Origin of the sequence: Acidaminococcus sp. AM33-14BH (assembly GCF_003603525.1) — a bacterium.
Classification (GTDB): Bacteria; Bacillota; Negativicutes; order Acidaminococcales; family Acidaminococcaceae; genus Acidaminococcus; species Acidaminococcus intestini.
Map to the genome: position 1 here is coordinate 13134 of NZ_QTNG01000007.1, position 12729 is coordinate 25862.

General features: G+C 51.9%; 9 protein-coding genes. All 9 read right to left on the reverse strand.

The genetic code is table 11. From position 1 onward, the window contains the following. Window positions 1–11: 11 nt before the first annotated feature. Window positions 12–1619, reverse strand: a complete 1608-nt coding sequence (locus DW817_RS06180; protein ID WP_120111597.1) for an MBL fold metallo-hydrolase RNA specificity domain-containing protein — start codon at window positions 1617–1619, stop codon at window positions 12–14. 152 nt (window positions 1620–1771) lie between these two features. Then, entirely contained in the window at window positions 1772–5404 is a 3633-nt protein-coding gene (locus tag DW817_RS06185; RefSeq protein ID WP_120111600.1) for a PolC-type DNA polymerase III, read from the reverse strand. An 8-nt stretch (window positions 5405–5412) separates the two neighbouring features. Beyond that, on the reverse strand, window positions 5413–6099 hold the full coding sequence (locus DW817_RS06190; RefSeq protein ID WP_016459447.1) for an MgtC/SapB family protein: 687 nt from the start codon (window positions 6097–6099) through the stop codon (window positions 5413–5415). A gap of 25 nt (window positions 6100–6124) precedes the next feature. Beyond that, window positions 6125–7840, reverse strand: coding sequence for a proline--tRNA ligase (locus tag DW817_RS06195; protein WP_009015744.1), 1716 nt, complete (start codon window positions 7838–7840; stop codon window positions 6125–6127). Next, the gene (gene ispG, locus DW817_RS06200; RefSeq protein ID WP_014128721.1) at window positions 7840–8910 is read right to left on the reverse strand and encodes a flavodoxin-dependent (E)-4-hydroxy-3-methylbut-2-enyl-diphosphate synthase; all 1071 of its coding nucleotides are present in this window, start codon (window positions 8908–8910) and stop codon (window positions 7840–7842) included. Before ispG ends, DW817_RS06195 begins: the two co-directional genes overlap by 1 nt. Window positions 8911–8921: 11 nt before the next feature. Then, window positions 8922–9938 (reverse strand): RIP metalloprotease RseP, encoded by a 1017-nt coding sequence (gene rseP, locus DW817_RS06205; protein WP_120111604.1) that lies wholly within the window; start codon window positions 9936–9938, stop codon window positions 8922–8924. After that, complete coding sequence (locus DW817_RS06210) at window positions 9939–11099, reverse strand: 1-deoxy-D-xylulose-5-phosphate reductoisomerase (RefSeq protein ID WP_120111608.1); 1161 nt, start codon at window positions 11097–11099, stop codon at window positions 9939–9941. 34 nt (window positions 11100–11133) lie between these two features. Then, a complete protein-coding gene (locus DW817_RS06215; RefSeq protein ID WP_009015748.1) occupies window positions 11134–11934 on the reverse strand; it encodes a phosphatidate cytidylyltransferase in 801 nt (266 codons plus the stop codon). Between the two features lie 3 nt (window positions 11935–11937). Continuing rightward, complete coding sequence (locus DW817_RS06220) at window positions 11938–12726, reverse strand: isoprenyl transferase (RefSeq protein ID WP_009015749.1); 789 nt, start codon at window positions 12724–12726, stop codon at window positions 11938–11940. Window positions 12727–12729: the final 3 nt, after the last annotated feature.

A 12729-nucleotide genomic window follows, 5' to 3' on the forward strand; every position in this document is an offset into this window, starting at 1 on the left:
GAAAAGACGGCTTACACATTTTTCATGATGTCGTCGACGTATTTCTTGATCTTCATGAGGCGTCCCTTGATATCCGGGACAAGAGCCACATTGTGGACCACTTTCTGCATGATCCGCCCCTTGTAGACCAAGTAGGTCTTTTCGAGGCTGTGCATCAGGTCGCTCAATTCCTGGACAGCCGGTTCCATCTGGACAACCTCCGTCGGGATGATATGCCACTGCGTCCCATCGATGACAGCCGTATCGCCATAATTGGGGATATAGGCAGCTGTTCCCAATTCCGTCCGAAGCGATTCAGCAAAGGTGGCTGCAGAATCGTATTCACCATGGACCACAAAGAATGCGTTGGGGCGCCGAATCATGCCCTTATAAAGGTCCATCATCTGATGTTTATCCGCATGGGCCGAAAAGCCGGTCATATTATAGATTTTGGCTCCGACGACGATTTCTTCGCCCATAATCTTGACTTTCTTGGCACCATCCACGAGCTGCCGTCCCAAACTGCCTTCTGCCTGATAGCCGGCAAATATGACGGAACTATCCTTACGCCACAGGTTGTGTTTCAAATGATGGAGCACGCGGCCCGCGTCAGCCATGCCGCTGGCAGAAATGATGATCATTGGGCTTGGCATGTCATTGATGGCCCGCGATTCTTCCGGTGTTTCCGTATAATGGACGTTGGGCATGTCGATGAGGCGTCCCCCCTGTTTTTGATAGATGGACCGTGCCTCTTCATCATACTCATCCGGATTGAAGAGCATGACCTTGGTTGCTTTAATGGCCATAGGGCTATCAACCATAATGGGAACAGTTGGAAGCTTACCGCTTGACATGAGTTTCTGGAAATAGTAGAGCATGACCTGTGTACGGCCAACGGCAAAGGCCGGAATGATGATGTTGCCGCCGCGGGAAAGGGCATCCTTGATGATTTCGAGAAGTTCTGCCTCGCGGTCTGCCGTTTCATGGACCCGGTTGCCATAAGTGGATTCCGTGATGATGAAATCCGCTCCGGAAAGCTGATGGGGATCATCAAGGATAGGCACGTTTGGCTGGCCAATATCGCCCGTATAGATGAGCTTTGTTTCCTTGCCGTTTTCGCGTACAATGACATTTACGAGGGCACTTCCTAGGATATGACCGGCAACACGGAAGCGAATGGTCACCCCGTCACAAATTTCAAAATTTTCATCATAATCGTGGCAGACAAACTGTTTTAATGCCAGATACGCGTCGTCCACGGTATAAAGGGGCGTCACGGCTTCTTTGCCTTTACGCAGTCCTTTACGGGTCTCGATCTCCGCATCCTGTTCCTGGATATGGCCGCAGTCCGGCAAGAGGATCTCGCACAGCTCCTTTGTTACATGGGTACAGTAAATGGGGCCTTTAAAGCCTTCCTTGACGAGACGGGGCAAAAGCCCGCTGTGGTCGACATGGGCATGGCTGAGTACAACCGCGTCGATTTCACCAGGGTGAAAGGCAAATGGTTTGCGATTGAGGCTGCGGATCAGTTTGGGCCCTTGGAACATGCCACAGTCAAGCAGGATTTTCTTGCTGCCCACTTCAAGCATGTGGCAGGAACCTGTTACGACCTTATCGGCACCGAGGAACCGGATCTTCATGATAGTCACCTTCCTTAGCGGAAATATTTTCTGATTATTTCCTATATTATACCATGTATATGTGACAAAAAGAGGAAAAAATTTCCCCCTTTTTTACTCAAAAAGAAAAACCCCTGCAGCAAGCCGTAGCGGCTCCTTGCAGGGGAAATCCCTCAAAAAAGTTCAATCTGATCCGTCTCAGGCAGGCCTTCAAGGACTCCCAGGTCGGCCAGGACTTCTACAGCGGTATTGCTGATCTTGGCCCGGTTCCGCAAGTCTTCCCTTGAAATGAAGGGGCCTTTGCTGCGGGCTTTTACAATATTTTCAGCGGCGACACCGCCAATTCCGCCAATGGCACCCAAGGGCGGCAAAAGACCTTTATCGGTTACAATGAATTGATGAGCATCAGAACGGTACAGGTCCACGTCTTCAAATTCAAATCCCCGGGCGAGCATTTCCACGGCCAGTTCCATATAGGTGGCCGTTTCCTTGTCGTTGACAGAAGCCTTTGTTCCCTGCTGTCCTACATTCTTGATGAAGGAACGCATGAAATTGATGCCTTTATGGACTTCCACAAAGTCAAACTTCGGGGCCCGGATCGTAAAATAGGCCGAATAAAATTCCTTTGGATGATGGACCTTACAGTAGGCAATGCGGTAAGCCGACAGGACATACGCTACGGCATGGGCTTTAGGGAAAAGATACTGCAGCGTTTTGCAGCTCTTGATATAGAATTCAGGAATATTGGCTTTCTTGAAAGCTTCTTCCTGCTCGGCCTTGAAGCCCTGTTTATGGGCTTTTCCTTTACGGGCCCATTCCATGATGCCAAAAGCCATGCTGGGCTCCATGCCTTTATTGATGAGCCAGTTCATGATATCGTCACGAGTTGAGATGGTATCTTCTGTTGGCGTCCCGTTCTTGATCAGGTCCTGAGCATTGTTGAGCCATACGTCGGTTCCGTGGGAGTACCCGGAAATACGCAGGAGGTCGGAAAAATTCTTTGGCTTAACGTCAGAAATCATCTGCCGTACAAAGCGGGTCCCACATTCCGGGACGCCGTAGGTCGCAACGTCGGTCATGATGTCTTCAGGGGACACACCAATGGATTTGGTACTAAGGAAAAGCTCCATCGTATCAGGGTCGCCTACAGGAATATTCTTGCAGTAGCCCTCCCCCAGCATGTTATCAAGCATACGGATCATGGTCGGATCATCGTGGCCGAGGATATCAAGCTTAACGATACGGTCATTGATGGAATGATAATCATAATGGGTCGTGATGGTGCCGCAGGTCGGATCGTCAGCTGGGTAGGAAACAGGCGTCAGATAATGGACGTCAAGATCGCGCGGCACAACCATGATCCCGGCCGGATGCTGACCGGTGGTCCTTTTGACACCGACAAGCTTTGGGATGAGTCCTTCGATAAAAGCCGTCCGTTTGGGTTCGTTGCGGTTTTCATAGTACTTCTTAATGTAGCCATAAGCCGTCTTATCGGCAATGGTTCCCAGCGTGCCGGCGCGGAAGACATTATCCCGACCAAAGAGGTCTTCTGTGTATTTATGGGCCCGCGGCTGGTATTCACCGGAGAAGTTCAGATCGATATCAGGAACTTTATCCCCGTGGAATCCCAGAAAGACGGCAAACGGGATATTGTGGCCATCCTTGACCATCATGGTCCCGCATTCCGGGCAAGCCTTGTCAGCAAGGTCAAAACCGGAGCCGACACTGCCATCGGTAAACCACTCCGTATGGTAGCAATGAGGACAGCGATAATGCGGCGGAAGGGGATTCACTTCCGTAATGTTCAGCATGGTTGCAACAAAAGAAGAACCTACACTGCCTCTGGACCCTACCATGTACCCGTCGTCATTGGATTTTTTGACGAGCAGGTGGGCAATGTAATACAAGACGGAAAAGCCATTGCCAATAATGGATGACAGTTCGAGTTTAAGGCGGTCCTCCACGATTTTAGGCAGTTTTGGTCCATACCATTCATGGGCCCTGCCATAACTCATGGATTCCACTTTTTCCTTCGCCCCGGGAATCATCGGGGAATAGAGCTGATCTCGGTCTGGGACAGGTTTGAACTTTTCAATCATGTCGTTGATCTTATTGGTATTTTCGACAACGACCTCATAGGCCCGTTCCTTCCCCAAATAGGAAAATTCTTCAAGCATCTCTTCCGTTGTCCGCAGATACAAGGGCGGCTGCTCCTCATCAGGATAGCCCATACCGGCCTGCAGGATGCGGCGGGCAATGGCATCCTCAGGATTGAGGAAGTGGACGTCGCAAGTGGCTACGACGAGTTTTCCCAATTCATCCCCCAAGGCGAGAATCTTTTTATTGATGGTCTGCAGGTCTTCCCAAGTATTGATTTCCGGATAACGGTCATCGCGGAGCAGGTACTGGTTGTTCCCGCAGGGCTGGATTTCAAGGTAATCATAAAAATCGGCAATTTGAAGGAGCTCTTCGTGGCTTGCTCCCGAAAGGATTGCGCGGTAGACTTCACCGGCTGCACAGGCTGAACCAATGATGATGTCGTCGCGGTACTGCTCAATGAGTCCCTTGGTCATACGGGGCCGCTTTGGTTTTCCCCCAAAATACTGCAAGTGGGAAAGGGACACAAGGCGGTATAGGTTCCGCAGGCCAGCAAAGCTTTTTGCCAGCAGGATGATGTGGTAATTTTTCTTATCTTCCTTACTGTGGCAAAGGTATCCTTCTACCCCAAAAATCAGCTTGAAGTCCTTGAACTTCACTGCCTCATCATAGGCAAAAGGATAAGCCTGGACCACACCATGGTCCGTAATGGCAAGGGCCTTGTGACCCCATTTTGCCGCCGTATCGACAAGTTCTTCAATAGGCGTCAGGCCATCCATCTTGCTCATTTTGGTATGGCAGTGAAGCTCAATCCGCTTGACTTCCGACTTGTCTTCCCGTGCTTTTTTGGGCAGGAGCATGATGCCCTTGACGATGGTCATGACCAGTTCGCTGTTTTCATAGCGGTCCACTTCCACATTGCCCTGGATAAGGACATGGGATCCCTTGGGAATCTTTTTCTGGAGAGCTTCTGCTTCCTTCTTGTTCTTGACCAAATCATTTTCTTCCTTAAAGGACCCAAACCGGATCTTGGCCAAGAGTCCATTCGTCTCATCGCGCAGCAAAATAGAGAGGATAACAGCATTGGTCCGCAGTTCCCGTTCTTCAAAGCCAACAACGTCACCTTCAACGACAACGCCGTTTTCCTCTTCGACAATTTCATCCATGGTCCGCGGTTTTTTCGTTATCTTACGGCCATAGACGACATCCTTGCCGCCGCTTTTTTGATTGCCCTGCTGCTGCAGGGCGCGCAGGGCATTTTGATAGGCCTTGCTTTGAAAGGTCATTTCCGCGGCCGCATCCATGGGTTCTTCATTCTCGTCCAGCAGTTCCGGCGGTTCTTCCGGAAGAGGAATGGTTTCCATTTCCGGCATTTCGGGCAAAGAAAAAGCAGCGTCCACGGAATCCCTCGGTTTATCTTCCTCACAGGGAGGATAGACATCCCTCGCCTTTTCATTGATGAAGGAGACCTCCTCAACGCAGCAGGCAGCGGCAATTTTCTTTGCCACTGCCATGAGGTTCTGTTCTTCCAGAGGATTGGTTTCTACGCCATAGGAGATCTTCCACGTATTGGTCCGCTCATTGATTTCAACATAGTCAAGCGGGATTTTCCTGATACAGGCATTCTGTTCCGGAGACAGTTCCAACGTTTGCAGGAAGGAAAGGAAGTTATGTCTGTCCGGAATGATCCGATAACTCTCAGAATGCATGATGCCTCCTATTCTTCCATATTTGACAGATTCTTTATTTTTTTGACGGCTCTCAGTTGGAGGAGTCCATCAAGGATTTCATTGGCATTTTCATATTTGCTGATCTTGGCATTGACAACGATCCGTAAGGTTTGTTCTTCCGGCCGGCTTGCCATATCAAGGACGCGGGTCTTCACGTTATGACGGGAAAAGTAGTCCATGACATCCATCATACTGTCCGGATTGCTCTCACAGACGATGGCGAGCTTTACTTTCACATTGCGTCCCGAAGGAAGGACTTTTTTTTCGATTCCCCGAATGGCCATCAAGGTAATGAGGGACACGATGGTAGCCACGACCCCCAGACCAAGCATACCGCAGCCAACGGTAAGCCCAATGGCAGAAACCATCCAGACGCTGGCCGCGGTTGTAAGCCCCTTGACCGTAAGTCCCTCATGCAGGATGGTACCGGCGCCTAAGAAGCCGACACCGGTCACAACCTGGGAAGCAATCCGGGACGGGTCGCGGTTCAGAGGATGACCGTCAATGCCATAAATGGAAACAATCATCAAAAGGGCTGACCCCGTTGCCACCAGCACATGGGTCCTAAGGCCTGCCGGACGGTCTCCGGCGCTGCGCTCCAGACCAATGATCCCGCCGAGAAAAGCGGTTAGGAGAAGCCGGAGCACAAGATGCATGAACTGAGTGTCAAACATGGGTCAAACCTCCTTCACGATCAGCTTACAACGTCTTGGAAAGGATATCCTTCAAAGCGGACACGTAATCCCCGTCCAAGGGCAAATCGCACATTTCACCGGTATAGCGAACCTTGACTTCCATGGCGCCCCGCTGCAAAGTCTTGGGGCCAACCACGACGCGGACGGGATAACCGATGAGGTCGGCATCCTTGAATTTGACACCAGCCCGTTCATCACGGTCATCAAGGATGGCATCGATTCCCTGGGCATTGAGGGCCTGATAGATTTCCCCTGCCTTGGCAAAGCTTTCTTCATCCTTTACATTGACAGGCAAAACGATTACTTCATAAGGGGCGATGTTTTTGGGCATGATGGCTCCGTTTGCATCATGGTACTGTTCTATAACAGCTGCCAGGGTCCGGCCGACACCGATGCCATAGGAGCCCATGTAAAACGGCTTTTCCTTCCCTTCCGGGTCAAGGAACGTGGCATGGAGGGCTTCGGAGTATTTGGTATAGAGTTTGAAGACCTGCCCCACTTCAATGCCTCGGGCTTCTTTCAAATGCCCTTTGCAGTGAGGGCACTGGTCCCCTTCATGGGCCGTGCGGATGTCAAGGACCTTGGTATAGACAAAGTCGCGACAAGGTTCGGCGTCAACATAATGGGTATCCACTTCATTGGCACCACAGCAGACATTGTGCATATTCATGACCGTGGCGTCAATGAGGATGGTGCACTTATTAAGGTCGAGGCCAATAGGGCCCATAAAGCCCGGAACGGTTCCTGCCGCCCGGATCTGCTCGTCGGAAGCCATCATGACTTCATTGGCCCCAACCGCATTGGTGACCTTGATTTCGTTCACTTCATGGTCGCCGCGGACAAAACAAAGGATCAGACCGCCCTTATCGCTTGTCAGAGCAACGGCCTTGACGCTCTTTTCAATCGGTGCATGGAGATACTCACAGACCGCTTCAATGGTGTTGCAGCCCGGGGTACCTATGGTATGAAGCTCGCGCGGAGCTTCCTCTTGGCTGGGCAGGGCTTCACATTCGGCCTTTTCCACATCGGCTGCATAATCACACGTATCACAGTACACAATGCCAGCTTCGCCGCTTGCCGCGATTCCCATGAATTCATGGGATCCATTGCCGCCAATGGCGCCGGGGTCTGCTTCAACCGGTCGGTAGTTGAGCCCGCAGCGGTCAAAGATGCGGGCGTAGGCATCATACATCTTCTGATAGGACTCATCAAGGCCCGCTTCATCCGCATCGAAGGTATAGGCATCCTTCATGATGAATTCGCGGCTTCTCATGAGGCCAAAGCGGGGCCGCTTTTCATCACGGAACTTGCTCTGGATCTGATAAAGGCTCGTCGGCAGCTGACGGTAGGAATGGAGCTCATTCTTAACGAGGGTGGTAATCATTTCTTCATGCGTTGGGCCAAGGCAGAATTCTCGGCCGTGGCGATCCCGCACACGGAACATTTCCGCCCCATAGACATCCCAACGGCCGCTTTCCTTCCAGATTTCGGAAGGCTGTACAATCGGCATCATGATTTCCTGCGAATCGATGGCGTCCATTTCCTCCCGGATGATGCGTTCAATCTTCTTGATGCTTTTCCACGCCAGTGGAAGGTAGGTATAAAGCCCGCCAGCAATCTTACGGATATAGCCAGCACGCAGCATCAATTTGTGGCTTTCAAGGACAGCTTCTGCCGGCACTTCACGAAGGGTCGGCGCATAGAGTTTTGAAACGAGCATTATGAGTTCTTCCTTTCCTCAATGATTTTATGGATTTCAACAAACAGCTGATCGACAAGTTCATCTTCTGGGACACGGCGAAGGATCTCCCCTTTGCGGAATAAAAGACCCTCCCCTTTTCCGCCGGCAATCCCCACATCGGCTTCCCTGGCTTCACCAGGACCATTGACAGCGCATCCCATGACAGCAATGGTCAAAGGATCGCGGAGACCGGAGAGTCGTTTTTCCACTTCCAAGGCAAGCTTTTCCAAGGGAACACAGGTTCTGCCGCAAGTTGGACAGGAAACAAGGGTAGGCCCATAGGTACGGAGGCCCAAGGACTTGAGAATTTCATAGGCAGTTACGACTTCTGGGCGAGGATCCCCCGTAAGGGATACACGGACCGTATCCCCAATACCCTCAGCAAGGAGGGTACCAATGCCAACGGCAGATTTGACGATGCCCATATGATAGGTTCCCGCTTCCGTAATGCCTACATGAAGGGGGTAATCGCAGGCCGCCGCCATCTTTCGATAGGCCTCTACCGTAAGGGGTACATCATGGGCCTTCAAGGAAATGACGATATCATGAAAATCCATCTCCTCAAGGATGCGGATGTGCCGCCAAGCCGCTTCTGCCATAGCATGGGCCGTAGGATGACCGTAGGCCTCCAAAAGGTCCTTGGGAAGCGAGCCCGCATTGACACCAATGCGGATAGGAATACGACGTTCCTTGGCCTTTTTGACAACGGCCTCTACCCGGTCCCGTCCCCCAATATTGCCCGGATTGAGACGCAGGGCCGAAACTCCGGCATCAATAGCGGCAAGGGCCAAGCGATAATCAAAATGGATATCGGCAATGACGGGAATGGGGCTTTCCTTGGTAATGACGGAAAGGGCCTCTGCAGCCTCCATGGTAGGAACCGCACAGCGGATCACTTCACAGCCCAGTTCTTGCAGGTCACGGATCTGGGCAAGGGTGGCTGCCGCGTCTTCCGTCTTTGTATTGGTCATGGATTGGACTACGACGGGATGGCCGCCGCCAATGGTGACAGAACCGACCTGTACTTCCCTCGTTTTTCTTCTTTCCATATTACATCTCCTTAGCGCAGGATATCACTGATTGTTGCATAAATCGTGAGCCCCAGGATGAGAGCGACACCGACGAGCTGAACCCGTTCCTTGGCCTTAGGAGGAAGGGGATGCCGAAGGATACCCTCAACAGCGAGGATGAGGAACTGACCCCCATCAAGGGCCGGTATAGGAATGAGGTTCAAAATACCAAGGTTCAGACTCAAAAAGGCGATAAAGGTCAAAAAGGGAATCATGCCTTCCTGGGCCACACTGTCCGCCATTTGCGCCACACCAATCGGGCCTGCCACATTGACTCCCGCTTTGCCGGTAAGGATCTGACGCAGGCCATCCACCATTCCCTTCATGATACGGCCTTCCGTCAATACGGCGTAACGGACACTTTCCGAAAGACCTAGAGGCCGTTTTTCCAAAGTAGGCATGACCCCGATCAGATAGCGTCCCGCTTCCTGATCAAATTGAGGAATCAGGGTCTTTTCGAGGGTCTTCCCTCCTCGTTGGATGACAAGCGTGCTTTTCTTGCTGCCTGCTTCTTGGATCAGGGTAGACACATCCGTCCAGGCCGATAGTTTCGTTCCGTTGATGGAAATGATCCGGTCCCCCTTCATCAGTCCGGCATCGCTGGCAGGCTGATGATCCATAACGCGGCCCAAGACGGGTTCATTGACCGGGGTCTCTGTCCCATGGAAAAAGAAGATTCCGAAGAAAAGCAAAAGCGGCAGGAGAAAGTTCATGGTGACACCGGCAAGGATGACTACCATTCGGGCCCACAGGGGTTTTGTATGAAAGCCATTTTCCACGTTTTCCTCGCCGGGCTCCATGCCGGCAATACGGTTAAATCCCCCAAGCGGCAGGGCCCGCAGCGTATAGACCGTGCCCTTTTCCTCGGTTTGATAAAGTTTGGGACCAAAGCCAATGGCAAATTCATCGACCTGCATCCCGACAAGTTTAGCCGCCGCAAAATGGCCCAGTTCATGCACTGTGATGAGCACGCCAAAGACAATAAGCGCGGCAAGAAGGGTCGTCATTTAGACCTCCCCCATGGAGGGCAGAAGGGTGCGGGCCACTTCCCGCGCTTTACGATCTGCTTCCACGATTGTTTCATAGGATAATGGGGAAACAGGTTCCACTTTGCTGAGGACGGCCTCAATGAGGTCGGCCATGGCAAGAAAAGGAATCTGTCCTTTGATAAAGGCATCGTCTGCCACTTCGTTTGCCGCATTGAAAACTGTCGGCATGATGCCGCCTGCCTTACCGGCTTCAATGGCAAGGGGCAGGGCGCGGAAGACCTCTCGGTCCGGTTCAAAGAACGTCAGGGGCCCACAGGAAAGAAGGTCCAAGGTTTCAAAGTAAACGGGCCAGCGCTCTGGATAGCTGAGCGCATACTGGATGGGCAGCCGCATATCGGGCGCGCCAAGCTGGGCAATGACAGCCCCGTCTTGATATTCCACGAGGGAATGAACAATGCTCTGGGGATGGATGATGGGCACAATTTGATCATAGGAAGCCTCAAAGAGCCAATGGGCTTCGATGACCTCAAGCCCCTTATTGGCAAGGGTCGATGAATCAAGCGTAACCTTCGTTCCCATGCTCCAAGTGGGATGGTTCATACATTCCATGACGGTTACGTGCCTTAGTTCTTCCCGTTTCTTGCCACGGAAAGGACCTCCCGAAGCCGTAAGCAGGATGCGTTTCAAGGCCTTGTGGTCATTGCCTTCCAAGGATTGGAAGATGGCACTGTGCTCACTGTCGACAGGGGTCAGGCGCACGCCATTTTTTTTAACCGCGTCCATGACAAGGCTTCCGGCTGCAACAAGGGTTTCCTTATTGGCAAGGGCGATGTTCTTATGGGCTGCAATGGCGGCAAGGATTGGCTTCAAGCCTGCATAACCGACCATGGCTCCAAGAACTGTGTCCGCCTCTCCAACCGTCGCACAGGCAAGGATGCCTTCTTCACCGGAAAGGATTTCCGTAGGTCCGTCATAGCGGGCCCGCAGCCTTGCGGCAGCCTTTTCATCGCTGAGGGCGGCCACGTGCGGCCGAAATTTCCGGATCTGCGCTTCCAAAAGCGCATCGTTGGTATGGGCAGCAAGGGCTGCAACACTGAGCCTTTCAGGGCTTGCCGCCACAACCTCAAGGGTCTGGGTTCCAATGGACCCGGTCGACCCTAAGATGGATAGACCTTTCATAGCGTCTCCTTATCGATAGATGGGGATCCTTCCGTCAAAAAAGGAAGAACTCCACGAAGTAATAAGCAATTGGAATGGAAAAAATCAAGCTGTCACAGCGGTCAAGAACACCGCCATGACCGGGAAAGAAGGTGCCTGAATCCTTGATCTTACAGCAACGCTTCATAATGGATTCCACAAGATCGCCCAAAGGGGCAAAGAAACCGACCAAGAGCGCAAGGATGAGGACACGAACGCTTTGATAGCCAAGATAGGTATGCCCAATGAGATAGATAACGGCAAGGGTTCCCAAAAAACCGCAAAGAGCGCCTTCCCGAGTCTTTTTGGGGCTGACCGTCGGTGCCAGCGGCGTCTTTCCCCACATTCTGCCGCCAAAATAGGCAAACGTATCACTGGCCCAGGTTCCTACCATGACTGTCCAGAGGAGACCTTCCCCCAGAGAGCGAAGAAAGATGAAATGGGCAAAAGGAAGCCCAATATAAAGCAGGGAAAGCGTGCTCAAAGCAGTTTTTTCAAGAAACTGGCCCTCCCCATGATGAAACAGACCATCCAGCATGATCAGAAGGGAAAAAAGGATGGTCACAGGCACAAGGAGTGCATGGGATAAGGAGCTATCCAAAAAAACAAGGGAAGCTGCTGCTACAAGGAGCACAATGCCTAAAAAGGCGGCCTTTCCATAAAGGTCATAACCTGCCGCGTGAATCATATCCCGATATTCCTTATATGCTACGGCAGCAAGCAACAAAGTCCCCAGTGAAAAAAACAGACCTCCCAGTTTGATCAAAAGGAGAGCAATTGGAATGGCAATGAGTGCCGTACGGATTCGTTGTCCCATGAGTTACGCCTTCTTTGTCAGGCCGCCGAAGCGGCGGTCCCGTTTTTGATAGCTGAGGAGCGCTTCCTTGAATCGTTCCGGCGTAAAATCGGGCCAGCAGACGTCTGTCGTCCACAGTTCCGAATAAGCAATCTGCCAGAGCAGGAAATTGCTCACCCTGAGGTCACCGCCCGTGCGGATCAAAAGATCCGGAGCAGGGATGCCCCGTGTATAGAGATGGTCCTCAAATAGAGCCTTTGTTATGTCATCCGGCTGCAGCGTACCAGCCTTCACCTGCCGGGCAATCTCCGTTGCCGCGTGAAGGATTTCCGCCTGTCCGCCGTAATTGATTGCGATGGTTAAGAGAATTCCTTGATTGTCCTTTGTTTCCTGCTCGGCTTCTTCCATCTTCTTAAGGACAAGGTCGGGCAGCTCCTTGCGGGAGCCAATGAAACGCATACGGACCTGGTATTTCTTGAATTCTTCAAGCTCATTGGTGAGATATTCAACAAGGAGCTTCATGATGAAACTGACTTCCGTCACGGGGCGCTTCCAATTTTCCGTGGAAAACGCGTAGGCTGTGAGGGCCTCTATCCCGATGGAATCAGCATAGCGCACAATTTCGCGCAGCGCTTTGGCCCCATAGGTATGACCAAAGGTTCTCGGTTTTCCCTGCCGTTTGGCCCAGCGGCCATTACCGTCCATGATCATGGCAACATGGCGGGGAATCTTTTTAAGGTCCAGTTCCTCACTGGCAGGATGGGTTTGTGCCGAAGGAGTGGACGGTTCGGAGCGAAAAAGATGAGTTAACATAAG

Coding starts and splice junctions, on each gene's coding strand:
- DW817_RS06180 (WP_120111597.1), bottom strand. CDS start 1,619: ATGAAGATCCGGTTCCTCGGTGCCGATAAGGTCGTAACAGGTTCCTGC.
- DW817_RS06185 (WP_120111600.1), bottom strand. CDS start 5,404: ATGCATTCTGAGAGTTATCGGATCATTCCGGACAGACATAACTTCCTT.
- DW817_RS06190 (WP_016459447.1), bottom strand. CDS start 6,099: ATGTTTGACACTCAGTTCATGCATCTTGTGCTCCGGCTTCTCCTAACC.
- DW817_RS06195 (WP_009015744.1), bottom strand. CDS start 7,840: ATGCTCGTTTCAAAACTCTATGCGCCGACCCTTCGTGAAGTGCCGGCA.
- ispG (WP_014128721.1), bottom strand. CDS start 8,910: ATGGAAAGAAGAAAAACGAGGGAAGTACAGGTCGGTTCTGTCACCATT.
- rseP (WP_120111604.1), bottom strand. CDS start 9,938: ATGACGACCCTTCTTGCCGCGCTTATTGTCTTTGGCGTGCTCATCACA.
- DW817_RS06210 (WP_120111608.1), bottom strand. CDS start 11,099: ATGAAAGGTCTATCCATCTTAGGGTCGACCGGGTCCATTGGAACCCAG.
- DW817_RS06215 (WP_009015748.1), bottom strand. CDS start 11,934: ATGGGACAACGAATCCGTACGGCACTCATTGCCATTCCAATTGCTCTC.
- DW817_RS06220 (WP_009015749.1), bottom strand. CDS start 12,726: ATGTTAACTCATCTTTTTCGCTCCGAACCGTCCACTCCTTCGGCACAA.